This window comes from Streptomyces sp. NPDC058469 (genome assembly GCF_042721125.1).
GTDB lineage: Bacteria > Actinomycetota > Actinomycetes > Streptomycetales > Streptomycetaceae > Streptomyces.
Genome location: NZ_JBHXME010000111.1, coordinates 15,145 through 36,680 on the forward strand (window position 1 = coordinate 15,145; position 21,536 = coordinate 36,680).

General features: G+C 70.4%; 20 protein-coding genes. 11 read left to right on the top strand and 9 right to left on the bottom strand.

Annotation, left to right across the window (positions count from 1 at the left end; genetic code table 11):
• Positions 1-110: 110 nt before the first annotated feature.
• Positions 111-605 (bottom strand): DUF3145 domain-containing protein, encoded by a 495-nt coding sequence (locus ACFWP5_RS35510; RefSeq protein ID WP_352183372.1) that lies wholly within the window; start codon positions 603-605, stop codon positions 111-113.
• Between the two features lie 254 nt (positions 606-859).
• Between ACFWP5_RS35510 and ACFWP5_RS35515 the strand changes: the two genes are divergently transcribed.
• Both ACFWP5_RS35515 and ACFWP5_RS35520 read left to right on the top strand, forming a co-directional pair.
• Positions 860-1,765 (top strand): SGNH/GDSL hydrolase family protein, encoded by a 906-nt coding sequence (locus ACFWP5_RS35515; protein WP_384166253.1) that lies wholly within the window; start codon positions 860-862, stop codon positions 1,763-1,765.
• A gap of 10 nt (positions 1,766-1,775) precedes the next feature.
• Positions 1,776-2,747, top strand: coding sequence for an aldose epimerase family protein (locus tag ACFWP5_RS35520; RefSeq protein WP_384166256.1), 972 nt, complete (start codon positions 1,776-1,778; stop codon positions 2,745-2,747).
• 97 nt (positions 2,748-2,844) lie between these two features.
• On the opposite strand, the gene ACFWP5_RS35525 is transcribed toward ACFWP5_RS35520, so the two are convergent.
• A complete protein-coding gene (locus tag ACFWP5_RS35525; RefSeq protein WP_384166259.1) occupies positions 2,845-5,304 on the bottom strand; it encodes a glycoside hydrolase family 3 protein in 2,460 nt (819 codons plus the stop codon).
• Positions 5,305-5,416: 112 nt separating this feature from the next.
• Here ACFWP5_RS35525 and ACFWP5_RS35530 point away from each other — a divergent pair, with 112 nt between their 5' ends.
• A complete protein-coding gene (locus ACFWP5_RS35530) occupies positions 5,417-6,001 on the top strand; it encodes a TetR/AcrR family transcriptional regulator (RefSeq protein ID WP_384166262.1) in 585 nt (194 codons plus the stop codon).
• 31 nt (positions 6,002-6,032) lie between these two features.
• On the opposite strand, the gene ACFWP5_RS35535 is transcribed toward ACFWP5_RS35530, so the two are convergent.
• Both ACFWP5_RS35535 and ACFWP5_RS35540 read right to left on the bottom strand, forming a co-directional pair.
• Entirely contained in the window at positions 6,033-6,389 is a 357-nt protein-coding gene (locus tag ACFWP5_RS35535) for a YrdB family protein (RefSeq protein WP_384166265.1), read from the bottom strand.
• A gap of 25 nt (positions 6,390-6,414) precedes the next feature.
• A complete protein-coding gene (locus ACFWP5_RS35540; RefSeq protein ID WP_384166267.1) occupies positions 6,415-6,804 on the bottom strand; it encodes a RidA family protein in 390 nt (129 codons plus the stop codon).
• Between the two features lie 49 nt (positions 6,805-6,853).
• Between ACFWP5_RS35540 and ACFWP5_RS35545 the strand changes: the two genes are divergently transcribed.
• Positions 6,854-7,822 (top strand): LysR family transcriptional regulator, encoded by a 969-nt coding sequence (locus ACFWP5_RS35545; RefSeq protein WP_384166270.1) that lies wholly within the window; start codon positions 6,854-6,856, stop codon positions 7,820-7,822.
• Positions 7,823-7,927: 105 nt separating this feature from the next.
• Here ACFWP5_RS35545 and ACFWP5_RS35550 read toward each other — a convergent pair whose 3' ends face one another.
• Positions 7,928-8,281 carry a hypothetical protein gene (locus ACFWP5_RS35550; protein ID WP_384166273.1) on the bottom strand — a complete coding sequence of 118 codons (354 nt, stop codon included), beginning with the start codon at positions 8,279-8,281 and terminating at the stop codon, positions 7,928-7,930.
• Positions 8,282-8,493: 212 nt separating this feature from the next.
• Between ACFWP5_RS35550 and ACFWP5_RS35555 the strand changes: the two genes are divergently transcribed.
• Complete coding sequence (locus ACFWP5_RS35555) at positions 8,494-9,753, top strand: pyroglutamyl peptidase (protein WP_384166276.1); 1,260 nt, start codon at positions 8,494-8,496, stop codon at positions 9,751-9,753.
• On the opposite strand, the gene ACFWP5_RS35560 is transcribed toward ACFWP5_RS35555, so the two are convergent.
• Positions 9,748-10,545 carry an EI24 domain-containing protein gene (locus ACFWP5_RS35560; protein ID WP_384166279.1) on the bottom strand — a complete coding sequence of 266 codons (798 nt, stop codon included), beginning with the start codon at positions 10,543-10,545 and terminating at the stop codon, positions 9,748-9,750. The two genes, ACFWP5_RS35555 and ACFWP5_RS35560, sit on opposite strands and share 6 nt — an antisense overlap.
• Positions 10,546-10,618: 73 nt before the next feature.
• Complete coding sequence (locus ACFWP5_RS35565) at positions 10,619-11,479, bottom strand: hypothetical protein (protein ID WP_384166282.1); 861 nt, start codon at positions 11,477-11,479, stop codon at positions 10,619-10,621.
• A gap of 192 nt (positions 11,480-11,671) precedes the next feature.
• Here ACFWP5_RS35565 and ACFWP5_RS35570 point away from each other — a divergent pair, with 192 nt between their 5' ends.
• Together ACFWP5_RS35570 and ACFWP5_RS35575 are read left to right on the top strand one after the other, a co-directional pair.
• Positions 11,672-14,287 carry a M14 family zinc carboxypeptidase gene (locus ACFWP5_RS35570; protein ID WP_384166285.1) on the top strand — a complete coding sequence of 872 codons (2,616 nt, stop codon included), beginning with the start codon at positions 11,672-11,674 and terminating at the stop codon, positions 14,285-14,287.
• Positions 14,284-15,438, top strand: coding sequence for a serine hydrolase domain-containing protein (locus ACFWP5_RS35575; RefSeq protein WP_384166288.1), 1,155 nt, complete (start codon positions 14,284-14,286; stop codon positions 15,436-15,438). The genes ACFWP5_RS35570 and ACFWP5_RS35575 overlap by 4 nt, the downstream gene beginning before the upstream one ends.
• A gap of 69 nt (positions 15,439-15,507) precedes the next feature.
• Here ACFWP5_RS35575 and ACFWP5_RS35580 read toward each other — a convergent pair whose 3' ends face one another.
• A complete protein-coding gene (locus ACFWP5_RS35580; protein WP_384166291.1) occupies positions 15,508-16,506 on the bottom strand; it encodes an NADP-dependent oxidoreductase in 999 nt (332 codons plus the stop codon).
• A 125-nt stretch (positions 16,507-16,631) separates the two neighbouring features.
• On the opposite strand from ACFWP5_RS35580, the gene ACFWP5_RS35585 reads away from it, so the two are divergent.
• A complete protein-coding gene (locus tag ACFWP5_RS35585; RefSeq protein WP_384166294.1) occupies positions 16,632-17,069 on the top strand; it encodes a MarR family winged helix-turn-helix transcriptional regulator in 438 nt (145 codons plus the stop codon).
• 67 nt (positions 17,070-17,136) lie between these two features.
• Here ACFWP5_RS35585 and ACFWP5_RS35590 read toward each other — a convergent pair whose 3' ends face one another.
• Positions 17,137-17,946, bottom strand: a complete 810-nt coding sequence (locus tag ACFWP5_RS35590) for a hypothetical protein (protein WP_384166297.1) — start codon at positions 17,944-17,946, stop codon at positions 17,137-17,139.
• Positions 17,947-18,204: 258 nt separating this feature from the next.
• Between ACFWP5_RS35590 and ACFWP5_RS35595 the strand changes: the two genes are divergently transcribed.
• From ACFWP5_RS35595 to ACFWP5_RS35605, 3 genes are all read left to right on the top strand, one after another.
• The gene (locus ACFWP5_RS35595; RefSeq protein ID WP_384166301.1) at positions 18,205-19,362 is read left to right on the top strand and encodes a mandelate racemase/muconate lactonizing enzyme family protein; all 1,158 of its coding nucleotides are present in this window, start codon (positions 18,205-18,207) and stop codon (positions 19,360-19,362) included.
• Positions 19,359-20,363, top strand: a complete 1,005-nt coding sequence (locus ACFWP5_RS35600) for a zinc-binding dehydrogenase (protein ID WP_384166304.1) — start codon at positions 19,359-19,361, stop codon at positions 20,361-20,363. The genes ACFWP5_RS35595 and ACFWP5_RS35600 overlap by 4 nt, the downstream gene beginning before the upstream one ends.
• A 122-nt stretch (positions 20,364-20,485) precedes the next feature.
• Positions 20,486-21,460, top strand: a complete 975-nt coding sequence (locus tag ACFWP5_RS35605; protein ID WP_384166307.1) for a hypothetical protein — start codon at positions 20,486-20,488, stop codon at positions 21,458-21,460.
• Positions 21,461-21,536: the final 76 nt, after the last annotated feature.

Genomic DNA, 21,536 nt, shown 5'->3' on the forward strand with positions numbered 1-21,536 from the left:
TGAGTTGGGGGGGCGGGCCACTCGTCGTTTTTCGTCTACCGGCCGGTGGGGGCTGGTCGCGCCCACGCGGCGGAGCCGCATACAGATACAGCCCCGCGCCCCTAAAAACATCACACCACCTGGTGGAGCCAGCGCACCGGAGCGCCCTCGCCCGCGTACCTGAACGGCTCCAACTCGTCGTCCCAGGGCTTGCCCAGGAGCTTGGCGATCTCCGCCTCCAGGTCCGTTTCGCCCTGCTGAGATCTCGTCAGAGCCGCGCGGAGGCGGTCCTCCGGGATCAGGATGTCGCCGTGGATGCCGGTGACGGCGTGGAAGATGCCCAGGTCGGGGGTGCAGCTGTAGCGCTCGCCCTCGGCGGTGGGGCAGGGCTCGGCGGTGACCTCGAAGCGGAGGAGGTGCCAGCCGCGGAGCGCCGACGCCAGCTTGGACGCCGTGCCCACCTCCGCCTGCCAGGAGAATTCGGAGCGCCATGTTCCGGGCGCTGCGGGCTGTCGGATCCAGTCGAGGCTGACGCGTGTGCCGAGCACCCCGGCGACGGCCCACTCGACGTGCGGGCACAGCGCGCGCGGCGCGGAGTGCACGTACAGAACTCCACGTGTCGTCACCGGGACCTCCGGACAGAGCGGGGCATCTTGCAGACTGGCGAACGGCGGCGGCAGGGCAGCCACGTTGAGGGCGAGGCTACCGTGCGGCGGCGCGAGGAGTGTGACGTACCGTCCCTCCCGGTGCCAGGAAACGCCGCCATTCACCCATGGGGACGCTTGTACGGGGGTGTGCCGTTGCATCGCACGCGTGCGGGAACCCTCGCGCGTTGTTATGGGGGGGACCGCGACACGACACCAAGGGGCTGGACCAGCACATGCGAAACCGACGCGACCGTTCTCAGGCCGTGCTCGCCGTCGTGGCGGCGGCCGTCCTGGGAGCCGCCGGCTGCGACTCCGGCGGGGGTGACTCCGCCGGCGCGCACAGCAAGAGCGGTACGGCGGCCGAGGCGAAGCCCTCCCCCACCCCGGCGTGGGACCGCAGTCCGTCCTCGGTCGCGGCGGTCGGCGACTCCATCACCCGCGGCTTCGACGCCTGTTCGGTCCTGTCGGACTGCCCGGAGGTGTCCTGGGCGACGGGTACCTCGGCCTCGGTCGACAGTCTCGCCGTACGGCTGCTGGGGAAGACGGGCGCGGCCGAGCGCAGCTGGAACTACGCGGAGACCGGCGCGCGGATGGCCGACCTGCCCGCGCAGATCGGTCAGGCGGCAGCCCGCAAGCCGCAGTTGCTCACGGTGATGGTGGGGGCGAACGACGCCTGCCGGGCCTCGACCTCGGCCATGACCTCCGTCGCCGACTTCCGCACCGACTTCGAGGCCTCCCTGAAGACGCTGCGCCGGGCGCTGCCGAAGACGCAGGTCTACGTCGCGAGCGTGCCGAATCTCAAGCGGCTCTGGTCGCAGGGGCGGACGAACGCGCTGGGCAAGCAGATCTGGAAGCTGGGCATCTGCCCCTCGATGCTGGCCGACGCGGACGCCCTGGACTCGGCGGCGACCGAGCGGCGCGACACGGTGCTGGACCGGGTGGAGGCGTACAACAAGGTCCTTGAGCAGGTGTGCGCGACGGACGAGCGGTGCCGTTTCGACGGGGGCGCGGTCTACGACTACCGCTTCGGCACGGACCAGTTGAGTCACTGGGACTGGTTCCACCCGAGCACGAACGGCCAGGCGCAGCTCGCGGCGATCGCGTACCAGAGGATCACCGCACGCGAACCCGTGACCTAGGGTTTCCCTCATGAGCGAACTTTTCGGCACCCTTCCCGACGGCACCCCGGTACACCGCTGGACCCTGGAGCGCGCGGGCGTGCGGGTGCGGGTGCTGTCGTACGGCGGGATCGTGCAGTCGGTGGAGGTGCCGGACCGGGAGGGCCACGCGGCGGACGTGGTGCTCGGGTTCGCTGATCTGGACGGCTATCTCACGCACCCGGAGCCGTATCTCGGCGCTCTGGTCGGGCGGTACGCGAACCGGATCGCGGGCGGCCGCTTCCCACTGGAGGGCGTCACCTATTCGCTGGCGCAGAACAACGCGCCCAACTCCCTGCACGGCGGCGAGCGCGGCTTCGACAAGCGGGTGTGGGACGTCGAGCCCATCGAGCACGGGCTGCGGCTCAGCCGGGTCAGCGCGCACGGCGAGGAGGGCTTCCCCGGGCGCCTCGCCGTCACGGCGACGTACACGCTGGACGAGTCGGGCGCGCTGCGGTTCGCCTACGAGGCGATGACGGACGCGCAGACCATCGTGAACCTCACGAACCACAGCTACTTCGACCTGAGCGGCTCCGGCAGCGCGGGCGGTCATGAACTCCGGCTCGCCGCCTCGCGGTTCACGCCGGTCGACGCGGACCTGATCCCGACCGGCGCGCTCGACGACGTGGCGGGCACGCACTTCGACTTCCGCCAGGCGCGGAAGGTCGGCACCGGCTACGACCACAACTTCGTGCTCGACAAGGGCCTCACCCCGGCCCCGGTCGAGATCGCGGAGCTGTACGACCCGGCGTCCGGGCGGGTGTTGACGGTGGCGACGACCGAGCCGGGCATCCAGCTCTACACCGGTGACCACCTGGCCGACCCGTACGTCCCGGGCGCCGGAATCGCCCTGGAGACCCAGCACTTCCCGGACTCTCCGAACCGCCCCGAGTTCCCGAGCACGGAGCTGAACCCGGGCGAGACGTACCGCTCGGAGACGGTGTACGGATTCTCGGCCCGCTGACCGACCATGCCGTGCCATGCCGGTCCGGGCATGAATGAGCCCCGGTCCAGGGGTCAGGTCCCGGACCGGGGCTGTCTGAGGGGGACGGTGTCCCGGATCAGACGTTAATCGTCGTCGCGACCCTGCGGTCGGTGATCGAGCGCCCGGCCTGGATCTCGTACGAACCCTTTACAAATGCCCACGCGTTCGCCGTCTCATCCCAGATCTCGAAAGATCGGCGCGGAAGTTCGACGACCACGTCGACGCTCTCGCCGGGCCCGGCCTCGACCCCGGCGAATCCGGCCAGCCAGCGGGCGGGACGCTCCGGGTCGGCATCGGTGTTGGTGTTGGTGTTGGTGTCGGTGGGGGCGAGATAGACCTGGACGACCTCACGGCCGTGCCGGGCACCGGAGTTGGTGACACGCACGGTGACGGACGAGCCGCCGCCCTCGACCTCGGCCTCGATCGAGTCGTAGCTCCAGTCGGTGTAACCGAGGCCGTGCCCGAAGGCGTACGACGGGCTGCGGCCCTCTTTCTCCCAGGCGCGGTAGCCGATGAAGACGCCCTCGGTGTACGGGAGTTCGCCGTTCTCGGGGACGACCTGGGTGACGGGGGCGTCGGTCAGGGAGCCCCAGGTGGTGGGGAGCCGGCCGCCGGGCTCGTGGGTGCCGGTGAGGACGTCTGCGAGGGCGGCGCCGCCCTCCTGGCCGGGGAACCAGCTGAGCAGCACGGCGGCGACCTCGTCGCGCCAGGGCAGTTCGACCGGGGAGCCGGAGTTGACGATCACGACGGTGTTCGGGTTGGCGGCGGCGACGGCGTGCACCAAGTCGTCCTGGCGGCCTGGGAGTTGGAGGTTCGTCCGGTCGTAGCCCTCCGACTCGACGCGCTCGGTGGTGGCGACCACGACGACGGCGGTGTCGGCGGCTCGGGCCAACTCGACGGCCTCGGCGATGAGTTCGTCGGGGTCGCGCTGCGGTTCCTGGTGGACGAGCGTGAAGCCGATGGCCTTGAGGGGAAGGTTCTTGGGCAGGGCGACGACATGGGTCAGGGACACCTCGACGGGTGCGCCGGCGGTGAGTGCGACGCGGGCGCGGGGTTCGGGGGCTCCGAAGAAGGAGATGAACGGGTCGTCCTTGACCGGGCGTTGGACGTCGTCGTAGTACGTCGTGCCGTCGACGGTGAGGGTGAAGGCGCCGAGTCCCTTGATGCCGAAGGTGTGCCGGCCGGTGTCGCGCGGGGTGAAGGTGCCGGTGAGTTCGACGGTGTGGAGGGTGTCGTGGGTGACGCCCTCGGGAAGGTCGGCGCCCATCCACCGGAGCTGCCCGCTGGGCGCGGAGGCGGTGCCGATGACGACACCCGCGGTGTCCCGGCAGACCGCGCGCAGCTCGAACCCCTTGTCTGCGGCTGCGAGTTCGGTGTTCGGGTCGGCGCCGACTGCGTAGGTCAGGGTGCCTTCGGGGAGGGCGGCGGTGAGGCCGTCGAGCGGGGAGACGACGCGGGGCGGGAAGACGATGGCGGAACCGCCGCCGAGGACGCGGGCGTCGCGGGCGGCGGCGCCGAGGAGCGCGACGGTGTTGTCGGGCTTCAGCGGGAGGGCGTCGTTCTCGTTCCGCACGAGGACGAAGGAGCGGCGGGCGATCTCTCGGGCGAGGGCCTCGCCGTCGACGGGGGACGGGAGTTGGGCTTCCTCGACGACGGGCTCGGCGCCGTCCAGGATGCCGACGCGGGCGGCGAGCCGCAGCACGTTCCGTACGGCGGCGTCGACGGTGGCCTCCTCGACCTCGCCGTCGCGCACGGCCTGGGCGAGGGCCTCGCCGTAGACGGTCTTCGGGCCGGGCATGGCGACGTCGAGGCCGCCCTCGATGGCGCCGACGGTGGAGCGGGCGGCGGTCCAGTCGGAGACGTTGAAGCCGTCGAAGCCCCATTCGCCGCGCAGGATCTCGTTCACCAGGTACCGGTGCTCGGTCATCGTGGTGCCGTTGACCGTGTTGTAGGCGGTCATGATGCCCCAGGGGTGGGCGTTCTCGACAATCATCTCGAAGGGAGCCAAGTACAGCTCGCGCAGGGCGCGTTGGGAGATGAGGTTGTCGACGGTGAAGCGGTCGGTCTCGGCGTCGTTGGCGACGAAGTGCTTGACGGTGGTGCCGACTCCGCCTCCCTGTACGCCCGTCACATACCCGACGCCGATCCGCCCGGTGAGGTACGGGTCCTCGCTGTACGCCTCGAAGTGCCGTCCGCCGAGCGGGGAACGGTGGAGGTTGACGGTCGGGGCGAGCAGGACGTGGACACCCTTGCGGCGGGCCTCCTGGGCGAGCAACGTGCCCGCGCGGTGGGCCAGTTCGGTGTCCCAGGTGGCGGCGAGGGCGGTGGGTGACGGCAGCGCGACGGACGGATCGTCGGCGGTCCAGCGCACACCCCGGACGCCGATCGGGCCGTCGGACATGACGAGGGACTTCAGACCGATCTCCGGGAGGGCGGGCAGCGACCACATGTCCTGACCGGCGAGCAGCCGCGCCTTGGCATCCAGGTCGAGCTTGCCGAGAGCCGCCTCGACGACCGCTTCACGGGTTCCCGCCATCGCGGTGCCTCCTCGTTGAGTCCGTCCTGTGGTGCCCTGCGCCTCCATCGTGCATCGGTTCCCTGTAGAGCGGTAGGTTTCGTCACCTTGCTGTTATGTGAACTGTCGCCGGGTGTCGTACGGTGACGCCATGAACGCCACGAACTCCAGGACCCGGCGCGAGGAGCGACGCGCCGAGATCGTGCGGGCGGCGCTGGAGGTGATCGCCGAGCGCGGCTACCGGGGCGCGAGCCTGGCGGCGGTGGCGGAACGGGTCGGTCTGACCCAGCAGGGCCTGCTGCACTACTTCCCCACGAAGGACGCCCTGCTCGTCGCTGTCCTTGAGGAACGGGACCAGTGGGACGCCGTACCGGACAGCCAGTGGCGCGTCGACCTGCTCGCCTCACTGGTCGAGTACAACGCGATGCGCCCCGGGATCATCCAGACCTTCTCCGCACTCCTCGGCGAGAGCGTCACGGAGGGGCATCCGGCGCGGGGCTATTTCTCCGAGCGGTACGTCCGGGTGCGGGCGAGCATGGCGGGGGTCCTGCGCACCGAGTACGGCGACCACTTGCCGAACGGTCTGACGCCTGAGCGGGCGGCTCCGCTGCTGGTCGCGGTGATGGACGGGTTGCAGTACCAGTGGTTGCTGGACCCGGAGTCGGTGGATATGCCGGGAGCGTTCAGGGACTTCCTGGCGCTGCTGGGCGAGGACTGAGGCACTCCGTCGACTCCGGCCAACTCCCGCCCTACTGCCGCCAGATGACGGCGAGCGTCTTGCTCACCACGCACACGAGGGCGAAGACGAGGGCCCAGTCGTAGACCCCGGCGAGGACCAGCGCGGCAACCCCGGCCCCGAACCACACCACCTCGAACCCGACCCGGCCGGCGCCCCGCACCTTGTACTTGGCCTTGGGCGAACCGCACAGCCCCCACAACACGGCGAGCAGGAGCGGCCCTCCGAGGCCGAGCAGCCAGGTCAGCGGCGTGGCAATGTCCCGGGTGAATCCCCAGTAGCCGACGGCCACGAGGGCGCCGAGCTCGATGGCGAACAGGACGCCGAGGTTGGCTGCCTTCGCTGTCTCCACTGTCTTCGCTGCCGTCATGGGCGGCAGTATCACCCGGAGGGGATCACCCTGTCGCGGGGACGGCGGCGACGACTTCGACCTCGATCAACGCCTCCGGCCGGAACAGGCGCGGTACCTCGAAGGTCATGCTGGTGGGCGGGGTGCCGGTGAGGAACTCCCTTCGTACGGTGCCGTATTCGTCGAGCCCGGTGATGTCGGTCAGGTAGGTGCGGATGTTGATGACGCCGGCGAGAGTCGCGCCGTGTGCCTTGAGGAGAGCGGCGATGGTCTCGAAGACGCCTCGGCTCTGTTCGGCGAGGGTGGCACCCTCCGCGATCTGGCCGGAGAGGAACAACAGGGCGCTCCCGTCGGTGTGTTCGACGCGGGCGACCTGGGAGTAGTAGGGGCTCAGGGGCTGGGGTGCGGAGGCGGGGTTGTCCAGGGTGACCTGCATGGCGTCGACGCTAGGTCCGGTCCCGAGGTGCGACAAGCGAATGTCTAGCATGGCCGACATGCCCATCCAGCATGGCAGTTCGTCGAACGACACCCTCCCCGACCTCTCCACCGTCTGGCTGCGGGTGTTCCTGGAGGTCTCCCGACACGGCTCGTTCACGGTGGCCGCACGGGTGTTGGGGTGGACGCAGTCTGCGGTGTCTCGGCAGATCTCCTCTCTGGAGGCGGCGTTGGGCGGGGAGCCGTTGTTCGACCGGCTGCCAAGGGGTGTGCGGCTCACGGAGGCGGGGCGGGTGCTCGTACCGCATGCGGAGGCGGTGGCGGAGTCACTGCGCGGGGCGGTGCGTGAGCTGACGGCGGTGCGTGAAGTGGCCGGTGGGCGGGTGCGGTTCGGAGCGTTCGCGACGGCCGACTCAGCGCTGGTGCCGCGCGCTCTCGCCGCCTTTCGGGACCGGCACCCGGGTGTACTGCTGTCCCGCGAGGAGGGCCTCACCCCCCGCCTCCTGGACCGGCTGACGTCCGGACACCTCGACCTGGCAATCGTCTCCACGACGGGGCGGGCACCGCTCGACGCCTACGAACTCCACCATCTCCTCGACGAGTCGCTGTACGTCGCCGTGCCGGGCGGTCACCCCCTCGCGGGGGAAGGACCGGTCCACCTCGCTCAACTCGCCGACGCCGACTGGATATCCGGCAGCGCCCGCCCCGAGGGCACCCTTCTCGACGCGGCGCTGAGGCAGGGGTTCCGGCCGCGTATCGCCCATGTCGTCGCCGAGTGGACCGCGAAGGAGGGGTACGTCGCCGCCGGGCTCGGCGTGGCCCTGGTGCCGTCCCTTGCCGCCGGGGCGGTACGGCCTGACGTGGAGTTGGTGCCGGTGCTGGACGAGGGGGCGCCGGCTCGGGCGGTGTACGCGGCTACGGTTCGGGGGCGGTCGTTGTCGGCGGCGGGGGTGGCGTTCGTGGAGGTATTGCGGGAGGTGGCGCCGAGGGAGCCCTGTCCGCGAGGGCGGATTTCCTGAAATTTGCAGGTCATGACGGGTCCCAGGTGGGCGGAGATCCCGTATTCCGGGCCACCGGGGTTGGCCGCCAGGTCTCCCAGCAGGTCCGTCAGCAGCCGCACTTCGCTACTGCAACCTACCGAGAGCCCCCTGCGGCCCCTCCGTCACGATCGCGCGGAATGCCTCGACCATTGCGGCCACTCCGGGCTTGGGGACGATGACGAGATCGGAGCACTGGAAGAAAACTCCACCGCCGTACTCGCCGGTTTCCCGCCATCGACTCATCACCGTGTCGATCGCACCGAGAGTCATGAAACTCGCACTCCACCGGGTGCCGTCGAGAAGTCGCAGCTCGGCATCGATGTTCTCCACCGATTCCGGCCGGTCGTCAGCACCAAGCGCAAACAGTGCCGTGAATTCGGGCTCCCTGACGACATGGCAGAAGTCTTCATGGACTGGGTCGAAGTGATTGCTGTCCATCGATCCGCCCTCCAATCCAGTCACCCTCCGCACTCCTGACGCTCGAAATACCCCAAGCGCCCCCAAGGACCCCATAAGGCCCCGGCGACTCGCGCTCCGAGTGGTCATCCTGCCGCACAGACGATGGCGTACATCGCGCTCGTCAAGCGATACTGCGGCCGTCCAGCGCTCACCAGCCACGCTCCCCACGGCGACGGAAGGTTCCAACTGCCTTGACATCCATACGCGTTCGTATCGGTTTCCTCGGACTCACCCTGTTGGCAGGGCTCTCGGCCCCCACGACCGCCTCCGCGGCGACCACTGCCACCGCCACCACCCCGACTGTCGAAGAGCAGCGGCTCAGTAAGGCTGTTCCGCAGGAGATTCTCAAGCGGTCCGGATTCGATTCCGTGGCACCGGAGTTCACCCGCGCGCTCGAAAGGGCTCACAGCTACGCGCAGGCCCGGCGCATCGTCGTGGACGAAGGGACCGCGCTGTGGCGGCGGGCCGTGGGGCGGGCTCAGGGGTGGGGAGCCGCTGGTGGGGATTTGAGTCGGGATGATGATCGGCCCTTGTATTGGGCTCGGTTGGGAATGACTCGGGAAGTGCGGGGATGGGAGCCCGAGTTCGGGATCTCGGAGCGGCAACGTGCCGCGCTGCTGGGCCAGTTGGAGGTGACCTCACGGGGGCAGAGCAGTATTCGGTATCCGCACGAGAAGGGGATGAAGCGGATTCTCGTGACCGGGTTCGATCCGTTCACATTGGATCAGGACAGCCGGATCTCCAATCCGTCCGGGGCCACCGCGCTCGCGCTCGACGGCACGGTGATCCAGACCGCGGACGGGCCGGCGCGGATCGAGACGGCCATGTTCCCGGTGCGGTGGGCTGACTTCGCGGAGGGGTCGGTGGAGCGGGCGTTGCGGCCGTATCTGCCGAAGGTGGATCTGTTCACCACCGTGAGTCAGGGGCGGGTGGGCCGCTTCGACGTCGAGCGGACCAACGGGGCCTGGCGGGGCGGATATCCCGACAACGACAACGTGTCGAAGACCGAGACCGTGCCCGTCGCCGACCCGGCCTCGCAGCCCCAGTGGACGTCAACGACCCTGCCGTACAAGGAGATCGTGGCCGCCGACACCGGGCGTTTCCCCGTGTACGACCACACTGAGGTGACTGAGATTCCGGCGGGCGGCACCGTTCCCGTCGTACGGCCGGCCGGGCCTACCGCTGGGTCCACGGCCCGTGCCGGGGGCGGTGGCAACTATCTCTCCAACGAGATCGCCTATCGCGCCACTCTGCTACGGGACCGGCTCGGGCTGCACGACTCGCTGCCGGGTGGGCATATCCACACGCCGGTGCTGCAGTTCGGGGCGGGGAACACGGACCCGGCGACCGGGGCGATCACCGATCCGGAGTTCGTGCGCAACCGGGTGGACATCATCGCGCAGGTGAAGGCGATGGTGACGGTGGCGATGGACGCGGCAGCCGGTTCATAGAGCTGTAGAAGACGATTCGCCCTCGTCCTCCGCGCCCTCCCCCTCGGTCTCCTCCCCCAGCAGTTCCCGCGCCATCATCGTCGCCCCCGCCACCGCCCCCGGCATCAGGAACACCGCGACGAACGGGACCAGGAAGGAGAGGCCGAGGGGGGTGCCGAAGCCCCAGATGAGGGTTTTGCGGGAACGGAGGAGGGTGAGGCGGGCGCGGAGGTCGACGCCTCGGCGTTGGAGGGCCACGGCCGTCAGTTCCTCGGTGAGGAAGAAGCCCGTGACGAAGAAGCCGATCACCGGGATGACCGTCTGGCCGATGAACGGGAGGAAGCCCAGGGCGAAGAGGAGGACGCCCCACAGCACCGCGCGGACCAGGATGCGGAGGCTGTCGCGGGCCGAGATCCACAGGTCGCGCCAGAGGGGGAGGCCCGATTCGGGGGCCGTGCCGTCCGGGGAGACGTCCCGGTCGACCTTCTCGGAGAGGGTCTCGTAGAAGGGCTGCCCTATCAGGAGCGTGACGGCCGTGAAGGTCAACACCGAGAGCAGCAGGGCCAGTACGAACAGGACCGCCGTGAGGAAACCGCGGAACAGGCCCTGCCACGGGCTCGACCAGTCGTCCGCGAAGGGCGTCGTCCAGGTGACGAAGTCCTCGCCCCAGAGCGCCAGCGCGACCAGTGCCGCCACGTACAGGACCATCGTGATCAGGCCGGGGATCAGCCCGAAACCGTAGTGCCTCCCGTGCCGGGCCATCCAGCGCTGGCCCTTCAGGAGATAGCCGAATCCCGCCCCAAGATCGTGCATGGGGCGAACTTTACGGTGCGCCTGACGCACGGTCGACACCCCTCCCGCACCTATGTCGGCACCCGTTCCGCACCTACTGGGACACCGCCACGACCACCACCAGGTCCGCCGTCGGCGACACCGCCGCCGTCACCCGTACCGCGGTCGCCCGGGCCACCCGTCCCGCGCGGGAGGTCGCCGCGAGAAGGGCCGGCTGGAGGTGTTCCAGGGCGGAGACCAGGAGTTCCTCGCCCGCGACCAGCATCGGGCCGGCCACCTTCGTGGTCGCCGCCGCGGCCTCCGTGAGGTCGGCGAGAGGCGGGAGGGCGGCCCGGACCACGTTCACGCCGGCGGTCGCCGCCCGTTGCGCGAGGGCCACCTGGAACGGCAGCAGCGGTGCCAGCGCCGCCGTCAACGCCTCGGCCACGCGCCGGAGTTCGGGCGACGAGTCGGCCAGTGCGTCGGCCATCGCCCTGATGAGGGGGGTGAGTGCGAGCAGCGTCCCCGCCGCCACGCCCGCCGCCGCGGGCAACAGTGGGGACGCCGCCTCGACCAGGTCGCCGAGTGCCGTGGCGAACTCCTCGACCGCCGGTTCCACCGCGTCCAGGACGGGCAGCAGGCTGTCGCCGAGCACCGTGAGCAGCGCCTGCGCCGGTGCGCTCACCGGGTGCACGGCCAGCGGCGCGCCGGTCGTGCCGAGCCGGGTCAGGGTGTCGACGATGCGGTAGAACGCCTCCTGGGCCTGCGGCGACGCGCTCGCCTCGGCCAGTTCCGCGGTGGTCTCGCGCAGGACCCGTAGCGCCTCCGCGCCCGAACCATCCCGTGGATCAAGGGTGTTGATCGCGATCCTGGTGATGTTCCCGGCCGTGTCCAGGAGTTGGCCGGTGATGTCGGTGGTGCTGCGTGCCATGCGCAGCACCTCGTCCCTGCTGGGGAGCGAAGGAATCGTTGCCATGGGAACTCCTCGCCGTGCGCGCCCGCTGCCCGGTGTCCGTGCTCGCCCGGTACCTGTGCTCAGCATGCCCCTTCTCCGGCCCGACGAATGCGCCATCCGGGGCATCGATGACACCAACAACTTCCTGTTTGCCGTTGAGTCGAACAGGTGCGGCTCGCCGTACCGATCTCTGGAACCAAAGAGGAGGTACGCGTGCGCACCATTGCCAGAGCCGTCCCCCCGAGACCCGTTCTGATCACCGCCGTCGCCCTGACCACCGCCGCCGGTTCGCTCCTGCTCCAGCCCCGCACCGCGGACGCCGCTCCCCGTCCCGTCCCGCACCGGGGCGCCACGCCCGACCCCCGTCCCGCCATCCGCGAGGGCTCCGCCCCCGACCGGCACGCCGCCCTCGCCCCCGCCGCTGCCGCCCGCCGCACCCTCGCCGCCATCGTCCCGCGCACCGACCCCCGCCTCGGCTATCCCCGCCGCCAGGTTCTCTCCCCCGACCCGACGAACCCCGCCGACACGTCCCTCAAGCTCGGCCTGACCCCGTACCACGCCCTGGCCCCGCGCCTGAACTCCCTCCAGCGGCTGGGCGACCGGGTGAGTGTCGAGGTCGCGGGTGTCTCGGCCGGCGGGCACCGGCTCTACCTCGTCACGGTCACCGCCCCGGAGACCGCCCGCCAGGCCACCGCCCAGGAACGGATGCGCGACCTCATCGAGAACGCGCCCGCCACCGCGGCCAAGTCCCCCGAGATCAGGACCGGTTACAAGATCCCGGTCCTCTTCGACAACAACATCCACGGCGACGAACGCGAGGGCACCGACGCCTCCCTCGGCCTCATCTCGCGGCTCGCCACCTCCAACGACACCCAGACCAAGGACCTGTTGGCGCACAGCCGCCTCTACTTCGACCTCACGGCGAACCCCGACGGCCGTATCGCGGGCACCCGCGCCAACGCCAACGGCTTCGACCTGAACCGGGACTTGATCACCGCCTCGCAGCCCGAGACCCGTACGATCCGCCGGATCATGATCGACAAACAGCCCGCCGTCCTGCTCGACCTGCACGGTTACGTCAACGGCACCCTCATCGAGCCGACCACTCCCCCGCACGGCGAGAACTACGAGTACGACCTCTTCCTCAAGAACACCTACGCCAACGCCCTGGGCATGGAGACCGCCGTCAACGACCTCGGTTACACACCGGGGAGCGACGGGGTCTCGCCTGCCCAAATCCCTTTCCGCGACCAGCGGGAGGGCTGGGACGACTGGCCCCCTGTCTTCACCCCGCAGTACGCGGCGTTCCAGGGCGCGGTCGCCGCCCACACGGTCGAGATCCCGCTCCAGGTCAACAACTCCGCCTACGACACCCTCCCCGCCGCCGAGCTCCACCGCCGCGCCGCGGTCAACGTGGCCGTCGCGGGCGCGGCCATGCGCGCGACCCTCAACTTCGCCCGGTCCCACCGCAGTTCGCTCATCGCCGACCAGATCGAGATGTTCCGGCGGGGCGCGGCGGGTGCCGAGCAAGTACCCGTGTCGGCGCGGACCGTCCCGGGGGTCCCGGGCATCGGCCCCGAGGACGTCTACACAACCGAATTCCCCCGCGCCTACACCATTGCGGCCGGCGCCGCGGGCGCCCGCCTCGTCGCCCACCTCATCGCCAACGACGTCCGCGTGCTACGCGCGGCGAACGGCCCGTACGTCGTCGACATGCACCAGCCCGAACGGGGCCTGGCGAACGCCCTGTTGGCCGACGGCCGTGACATCAGCGACAAGGTGACGGCCATGTACGACATCTCGGCCTGGAGCCTGGGCCGGCTGTGGGGAGCCACGGTCGGGACCATCCCGAGCGGCCCTCTCCCCGGCACACGGCTCCAGCCCCTCCACGCCGTCTCCGCCCCCTCCCCGGTCGCTCGTGTCGCCCCGCACGGCGACCTGCGCCTCCGCCTCACCGACCCGGCCGAGTTCGCGGCCCTCAACACCCTTCTCCGGCAGGGGATTCCGGTACGACGGGCAGCGGACGGCAGCGCGCTCGTGCCGGAGCCGGAAACAGAGACGACCCGGGCGAAGGTGACCGAAGCCGCCACGGCCTACGACGTGGCATTCGAGCCCACCACCCCCGCCACTTCCGCCACCCCCCTCCACCCCGTCCGCGTCGCCGCCGCCGTCACGGCGGGTGAGCTGTTCGCGCTGCGGGAGATGGGCTTCGACGTCACGCCCGTGTCGACGGACGTGCTGAACGCCGGGTTCGCCTGGTCGAAGGCGGACGTGCTGTTCGTGTCGACGGAGTTGGAGTACGGCGGCCTGACCCCGACCGCCCGCGACTCCCTCCGCACCTTCCTGTCGGCCGGGCACGGACTCGTCGGCCGGGGCGTCACCGGCGCCGCGTTCGCCTCCGCGGCCGGGCTGCTGACGGCGACGCCCGTCGAGGGCAGCGAGGAGGCCAACGGCGTTGTTCGGGTGGTGAATTCGGGCCCGGTCACAGCAGGTGCCCCGGTCTACGGCTTCGTCTACGCGCCGGTGTGGTTCACCGGACTCGGGCCCGGGGTGCGGGTCGAGCAGTCGTACGCGACCGGGAACCCGCTCCTCGCCGGGCACTGGCGGACGCGTGCCGACGGTACGGGCGGTCCCGCGGACGCGGCGGGGCGGCCCTCGGTCGTCAGTGGCCCGCGAGCCGTCCTGTTCGGCACGGAGCCTCTCTTCCGGGATCATCCGAAAGGGGAACTCCCGCAGGTCGGGCGGGCGTTGTTCACCATGGCACACACGAGCGACGGCACACGCGCAAGGGCACACGCGAGCAGCGGATCAGTCGAGGAGAGCAGATGACCCAGGAGATCCACGGCACCGTAGCCGACGGCTTCGAGACGGTGCGGGAGGAGTTCGCCGCGGTCGTGGCGGGCGAACGCGCCGATTATGAGGGCCAGTTGTGTGCATACGTACACGGTCGGCGGGTCGTCGACCTGTGGGCGGGGCCGCCTGGTACCGACGGCGACTCGCTCTATGGCGTGTTCTCGTCCACGAAGGGCGCCGCGCACCTCGTGGTGGCGCTGCTCGTGCAGGACGGCACGCTGGAGCTGGACCGCAAAGTGACGTACTACTGGCCGGAGTTCGCGTCCGAGGGCAAGGGCGCGCTGACGCTGCGCGAGCTGCTCGCGCACCGGGCGGGTCTGGTCGGGACGGACACCGGGTTCACACTCGACGAGCTGGCCGACGACCGGGCGGTGGCCGAACGCCTCGCCGACCAGCGGCCGTTCTGGCGCCCGGGCACGGCCTTCGGCTACCACGCCCTGGTGATCGGCGCGTTGACCGGCGAGATCGTACGGCGGGCCACGGGTCGTTCGCTCCAGGAGGTGCACGAGGAGAGAGTGCGCGCGCCGTACGGGCTGGACTTCTTCCTCGGGCTGCCGGCGGCGCACGAGCCCCGATTCCGCACCACCCAGCCTCAGTTGCCGGCCCCGGAGCAAGAGGCCGCGCGTGCGGCGGAACCGGACGGGCCGCACAGTCTGGGCGCGATCGCGTTCAACGAGCACGCGGCGCAACCGACCGTCCTCGCGTCGCTGCCGAACGAGCGGGTGATCCGGGCGAAGGGTCCCGCGTCGGTCGGCGGGGTGGGATCGGCGCGCGGTCTCGCCGGGCTGTACGCGGCGGCGATCAGCGAAGTCGACGACCGCGCCGCGCTGTTGAAGCCGGACACGGTGGCGGAGTTCGGGCAGCTGCACTCCGTCGGATACGACGTCGTGACCGGCACGCACCGGGCGTACGGGCTGGGGTTCCAGGCGACCGCGGACGCCTGGTACCCGTTCCTCGGCGCCGGCACGATCGGCCACAGCGGCGCGGCGGGCTCCCAGGCCTTCGCCGACCCCCGCAGCGGACTGGCCTACGGCTACACCAGGCGCCGGTTCGCCTTCCCGGGCGGGGCGGCACCGGAGAACGTAGGACTGGTGCGGGCGGTGCACAGCGCGGCGCTGGCTCAGTGACAACGGTCGGGGCCGCACCCCACGTCCAGGGGTGCGGCCTCGTCGTAGCAACTGCTGCCGTCAAAGGAACTACAGCTTGACGATCATCTTCCCGGTGTTGTCCCCGCGCAGCTGTCCGAGGAACGCCTCCAGGTTGTTCTCGATGCCCTCGACGACCGTCTCGCGGTACTTCAGTTCGCCGGAGGCCACCCACGCGCCGACCTCCTGGACGAACTGCGGCTGCAGGTCGTAGTGGTCGCCGACGAGGAAGCCCTCGATGCGGCCGCGGGTCTGGATGAGGCGGCCGAGGTTCTTCGGGCCGGGGGCGGGCTCGGTGTTGTTGTAGACCGAGATCATGCCGCAGATCGCGATGCGCCCGCGCAAGTTCAGGGAGCCGAGCGCCGCCTCCAGGTGGTCGCCGCCGACGTTGTCGAAGTACACGTCGACGCCGTCCGGGGCTGCCTCGCGCAGTTGCTGACTCACCGGCCCGTTCTTGTAGTTGAACGCCGCGTCGAAGCCGTACTCCTCGACGAGGAGCTTGACCTTCTCGTCGGAACCGGCGGAGCCGATGACCCGGGAGGCGCCCTTGAGCTTGGCGATCTGGCCGACCTGGCTGCCCACGGCACCCGCGGCGCCGGAGACGAAGACCGAGTCGCCCTCCTTGAAGGAGGCGGTGCGCAGCAGGCCGGCGTAGGCGGTGAGACCGGTCATGCCGAGGACGCCGAGGTAGGCGGAGAGCGGGGCGAGGTCGGGGTCGACCTTGACGGCGCCCTTGGCGTCGATGGTCGCGTACTCGCGCCAGCCGCCGAAGTGCAGGACGTGGTCGCCGGCCGCGAAGCCCTCGGCGTTCGACTCGACGACCTCGCCGACCGCGCCGCCCTGCATGACCTTGCCGAGCTCGAAGGGGGCGGTGTACGACTTGGCGGCGCTCATGCGACCGCGCATGTACGGGTCGACCGACAGGTACTTGTTCCGCACCAGCACCTGGCCCTCGCCCGGGGCCCGGGTCTCGGTCTCCACCAGGGCGAAGTCCTCGGGCTTCGGCCAGCCGACCGGGCGGCTGAGCAGGTGCCATTCGCGGTTGATCATCACAAGCGCCTTTCCTCGTGCGGGTTCGTGCGGGGTCGATCCCATGGTGCCAAATACTTCAGTACCTGAAACAACCATGCTCCTGAATATTTCATGATGTCAAGTAACGGGGTACGCTTGAGTGCATGGCCACACCCGAAAAGACGCGTCGCTCCGACCCCGTGACCATGGAGGTCGTCGAGCTGATCGGCGATGTCGTGGCGCGGTTCTACGAGGACTACGAGGAAGCGGCCGGCGATCACACGCTGACCGGGGCGCAGGCCAGGCTGCTCAGCCTGCTGTCCCTGGAGCCGCTGCCGATGCGCAAGCTGGCGCGAAAGCTGAAGTGCGAGCCGTCGAACGTCACGGGGATCGTGGACCGGCTGGAGGCGCGCGGCCTGGTGGAGCGCCGCCCCGACCCCGCCGACCGGCGCGTGAAGCTGGCGGCGGCCACGGACGAGGGGCGCCGGGTGGCCCGTAGCCTGCGCGAGTCCTTGCGGTTCGCCCGCGAGCCCCTCGCCGGGCTGTCGGACGAGGAGCGGCTGGCGTTGCGCGGGTTGCTACGGCGGATGCTGGAGGTCTGAGCCGGGCGGCTCAGCGGCAACACCAGCGACTCAGCACCACCAGTAACTCAGCCGCGCCACCAGCACCTCAGGAACACCACCACAGGATCTGCTTGCAGGTCTCCGAGGGCGACGGTGTCGGGCTCGGGTCCGAGGTCGACGGGTCCGAGGACGGGGTGGTCGTCGGGTCCGTCGGGGATGTCGACGCGGGGGACGCGCTGCCGCCGCCGGTGCCCGTCGTCGGAGTCGGCGACTCCTTGGGATCCTTCGTTTCCTTCGCGGACTTCGACGGCGACGCGGACGGCGATGCCGAGGCGTCCGGGGACGCCGTGCCCGCGCTGGTCCCGACGGTCTTCGTGGCGTCCAGGGGCTCCGCCGTCTCCCCGGCCTCCGCGTCCGCCCCGCCCTCCGCCGACGCGCCGGGCGCAGCCGACTTCGAGGTCGAGAACGGCGCGTCCGTGCCCAGCTCCGCCAGGCTCAGGCCGCCCGCCGCCAGTATGAAACCGGCCGTTATGAGGAGCACCCGGCGCCGCCGCCGGCGATGCGCCGCGGCCTTGCGATCGCGACGGCTTCCGCTCGCCGCGCCGGGACTCTCGATGTCGCCGTCGAAGTCGCCACCGTCGCCGCTGTCGCTGCCGACCCGCCCGCGCCCGCGGCTCTTCCGCCGCGCGGCGCGCCCCTGAGGCTCGCCGTCCGCGTCGTGTTCCTCGTGTACGGCGTCGGGTGCGTCCGCAGCCGCGTCCGCACCGTCGTGCGGGGCGCCGTCCGTTCGCGGACGCGCGTCAACTCCGCGCGCGTGGGCGTGAGTTGAGTCGGGTGACGCTTCGGCTGATGCGCCGCACCCCGGGCACGCGAGGGCGCCGTTCAGGTGCCGGCCGCAGGGGTGGCAGTAGTCCATGACGCCGGAAGACTAAGTTCCTCACAGGTAACGTTCATAGTCGCGCCTGTGAAAGTTGTGTAGGGAAGTGACGGGAACCGACGGGAATCGACACGAACCGACCCGCCCAGCAGGTAACGCGGTCGAAACCCTTGCCGAAACCGTTACATGTTCGACCCATTGACACCCCCGCCTCACCGTCCTTACTGTCTGCCCAGCATTTCGAACGTGATCCGAAATTTCGAACAGCACTACCGAAGAGCACAGGGGGCATCTGCCGTGCGCATCACGGGAATCAGTACGCACGTGGTCGGGACGCCATGGCGCAATCTGACGTACGTCCAAGTGCACACCGACGAGGGCGTCACCGGCGTCGGCGAGACCCGGATGCTGGGCCACACCGACGCGCTGATCGGTTACCTGCGCGAGGCCGAGGCAAACCACATTCTCGGTTCCGACCCGTTCGCCGCGGAAGACCTCGTACGCCGGATGAAGTACGGCGACTACGGGCGCGCGGGTGAAATCGTGATGTCCGGCATCGCCGTGATCGAGATGGCGTGCTGGGACATCAAGGGCAAGGCCCTCGGCGTGCCCGTATGGCAGCTGCTCGGCGGCAAGGTCACCGACAAGGTGAAGGCGTACGCGAACGGCTGGTACACCACCGAGCGGACCCCGGAGGCCTATCACAAGGCCGCCCAGGGGGTCGTCGAGCGCGGCTACAAGGCCCTGAAGATAGACCCCTTCGGCACCGGGCACTTCGAACTCGACCACGAGCAGACCCTGTACGCAGTCTCCCTCATCGAGGCCGTGCGGGACGCGATCGGTCCCGACGCCGAGCTGATGCTGGAGATGCATGGCCGGTTCTCGCCCTCGACCGCCGTACGGCTCGCGCGTGAACTCGCGCCGTTCAAGCCCGCGTGGCTGGAAGAGCCTGTCCCGCCGGAGAACCTGAAGGCGCTGGAGAAGGTCGCCGCCAAGGTGGACATCCCGATCGCCACGGGTGAACGCATCCACGACCGCGTCGAGTTCCGCGAGCTGTTCGAGAGCCAGGCCGTCGACATCATCCAGCCCGACGTCGGTCACATCGGCGGCATCTGGGAGACGCGCAAGCTGGCCGCGACCGCCGAGGCGCACTACGCCCTCGTCGCCCCGCACAACGTGGGCGGGCCCGTGCTGACCGCCGCCTCGCTCCAAGTCGGCTTCTCCACACCGAACTTCAAGATCCTGGAACACTTCAACGACTTCGCGGACGCGGATATCAAGAAGGTCGTGAAGGGCGCTCCGCAGGTGATCGACGGCTACTTCCACCTCTCCGACGCGCCCGGTCTCGGCGTCGAGCTGGACACCGACGCGGCGGCCGAATTCCCGCAGCAGCAGGCTCGGTTCGACCTGTGGGCGGACGGCTGGGAGCAGCGCAAGCCGAAGGGCTCGAAGTGAGCACCGCGGTCGTCATCGAGGCACCGGGCGAGCACCGGCTGGCCTCGCACGAGCCCCGGCAGCCGGACGCGGGCGAGGCGCTGGTACGCGTCCACGCGGTCGGCATCTGCGGCAGCGACCGCGAGGTGTACCAGGGCAACCGGCCCGAGGGATACGTCCGTTACCCCCTTACCCCGGGCCACGAGTGGTCCGGCACGGTCGAGGCGGTGGGCGCCGGCGTGCCCACGACTCTCGTGGGCCGCAAGGTCGTTGGCGAAGGCTTCCGCAACTGCCAGGTCTGCGACCGCTGTCACGCGGGCGAGACGACGTTGTGCACGGCGGGCTACGAGGAGACCGGCTTCACCCAGCCGGGCGCGATGGCCGCCACCCTCACTCTCCCCGCCCGGCTGCTCCATGTCCTCCCGGACGGGGCCGACTTGACGGCCGCGGCGCTGCTGGAACCGGCGGCGTGCATCGCGGCGGCGGCGCTCAAGGTGAACGCGCGGCCGGGTGAGCGGGTCGCGGTGGTCGGTACCGGCACGCTCGGGATGTTCGCGGTGCAGTTCCTGAAGGCGGGCTCCCCCGCCGAGTTGCTCGTGGTGGGCACCCGCCCCGACCGCGCGAAGCTCTCGAAGGACTTCGGCGCGAGCCGATTCCTCACCAGGGACCAGGAGTTGCCCGACGACTTCGACGTCGTGATCGAGACCGCCGGGTCCGCGTCCGCCGCGCGCACGGCCGCCTCCCTGCTCCGGCGCGGCGGACGCCTGGTCCTCACCGGTATCCCCGCGCCGGGCGCCGAGGGTCTCGACCCCACCGATCTCGTCGTACGGCAGCTGGAGGTGCACACCGTCTTCGGGGCACCGCCGGACGCCTGGGCGCACACGGTGCGGGTGTTCGGGGCCGGGTTGCTCGATCCGCTTCCCCTGGTCACCCATGAGCTGCCGCTCGCCGAGTTCCCACAGGCCATCGAGCTGGTGGGGTCCGGCGATCCCAAGGTCGGCAAGGTGCTGCTGCGGCCGTAGGACACCCCCAGTCGTACGCCGGCACGGGATGACCTGACCATCCCGTGCCGGTGTACCACCAGAGTCTTTCCGTACCCCGAGCCGCGAACCTCGTCCGAAATACCGAACGCGAAGGACAGCAAGTGACCGACACCGCCACGGCAGCCCGCAGGCCCGGGGAGCAGGCCCTCTCCGCGCTCGGCCTGGGTGCGCCCGCCCTCGACCCCGCCGACGCCTCGTCCCACACCTTCCCGGACGGCGGTCGCTGGCGCACCGAGATCCCCTCGTGCGAGGGTCCCGAGGCGCTGGCGGTCATCCTCAAGGAGTCCTCGCGCCTCGACGTGCCGATCCACCGGATCAGCCAGGGCAGCGGCGTGTGGATGCTGACCGACGCCGAGATCACCGAGATGGTCGAGGCCACCGCCGAACGCGACATCGAGCTCTGCCTGTTCACCGGTCCGCGCGGGACCTGGGACATCGGCGGCTCGGTCCGCTCCGACTCGCGCGGCGGGGGTCTGCGTGCCCGCGGTCACGACGCGGTCGCCGGGTGCATCGAAGACGCCGTGCGGGCAACGGAGTTGGGCGTCAAGTGCCTGCTCGTCGCCGACGAGGGCGTGCTGTGGACGCTGCACCGGGCGCGGACGAGCGGGATCATCCCGGCCGACACGACGCTCAAGGTGTCGGCGCTGATCGGTCCCGTCAACCCGGCCGCGTACGCGGTGTACGAGCGGCTCGGCGCGGACTCGTTGAACGTGCCGAGCGATCTGACGCTGGATCACCTCACCGAGATCCGGCGGGTGTCGGCCGCGCCGATGGACATGTACATCGAGGCGCCGGACGACCTCGGTGGCTACATCCGGATGTACGAGGTCGCGGAACTGATCCGCCGAGGCGCTCCGCTGTACCTGAAGTTCGGCCTCTCCAAGGCCCCCGCGATCTACCCGTGGGGCACCCACCTGCGGGACGTCACCCTGGACACGGCGAGGGAGCGGGTCCGTCGGGGCCGCCTCGCCCTCGACCTGCTCGCCCGGCACGGCGCGGACGGCGACATGGCTCCGCTGGGGACCAGGTTGCCGGGCACGCTCAACCGCTTCCCCGTCGAGACCGCCACGGCATGAGCGTTGGGGGCTGCGGGCCGGTGGTGGCTGGTCGCGCAGTTCCCCGCGCCCCTTAAGCGCCGGCCGGGTTTCCAGG

Bases quoted from the DNA above. Each gene is read 5' to 3' on its own strand.
- ACFWP5_RS35515 (WP_384166253.1), top strand. From the start codon at position 860: ATGCGAAACCGACGCGACCGTTCTCAGGCCGTGCTCGCCGTCGTGGCG.
- ACFWP5_RS35520 (WP_384166256.1), top strand. From the start codon at position 1,776: ATGAGCGAACTTTTCGGCACCCTTCCCGACGGCACCCCGGTACACCGC.
- ACFWP5_RS35525 (WP_384166259.1), bottom strand. From the start codon at position 5,304: ATGGCGGGAACCCGTGAAGCGGTCGTCGAGGCGGCTCTCGGCAAGCTC.
- ACFWP5_RS35535 (WP_384166265.1), bottom strand. From the start codon at position 6,389: ATGACGGCAGCGAAGACAGTGGAGACAGCGAAGGCAGCCAACCTCGGC.
- ACFWP5_RS35540 (WP_384166267.1), bottom strand. From the start codon at position 6,804: ATGCAGGTCACCCTGGACAACCCCGCCTCCGCACCCCAGCCCCTGAGC.
- ACFWP5_RS35545 (WP_384166270.1), top strand. From the start codon at position 6,854: ATGGCCGACATGCCCATCCAGCATGGCAGTTCGTCGAACGACACCCTC.
- ACFWP5_RS35550 (WP_384166273.1), bottom strand. From the start codon at position 8,281: ATGGACAGCAATCACTTCGACCCAGTCCATGAAGACTTCTGCCATGTC.
- ACFWP5_RS35560 (WP_384166279.1), bottom strand. From the start codon at position 10,545: ATGCACGATCTTGGGGCGGGATTCGGCTATCTCCTGAAGGGCCAGCGC.
- ACFWP5_RS35565 (WP_384166282.1), bottom strand. From the start codon at position 11,479: ATGGCAACGATTCCTTCGCTCCCCAGCAGGGACGAGGTGCTGCGCATG.
- ACFWP5_RS35575 (WP_384166288.1), top strand. From the start codon at position 14,284: ATGACCCAGGAGATCCACGGCACCGTAGCCGACGGCTTCGAGACGGTG.
- ACFWP5_RS35580 (WP_384166291.1), bottom strand. From the start codon at position 16,506: ATGATCAACCGCGAATGGCACCTGCTCAGCCGCCCGGTCGGCTGGCCG.
- ACFWP5_RS35585 (WP_384166294.1), top strand. From the start codon at position 16,632: ATGGCCACACCCGAAAAGACGCGTCGCTCCGACCCCGTGACCATGGAG.
- ACFWP5_RS35590 (WP_384166297.1), bottom strand. From the start codon at position 17,946: ATGGACTACTGCCACCCCTGCGGCCGGCACCTGAACGGCGCCCTCGCG.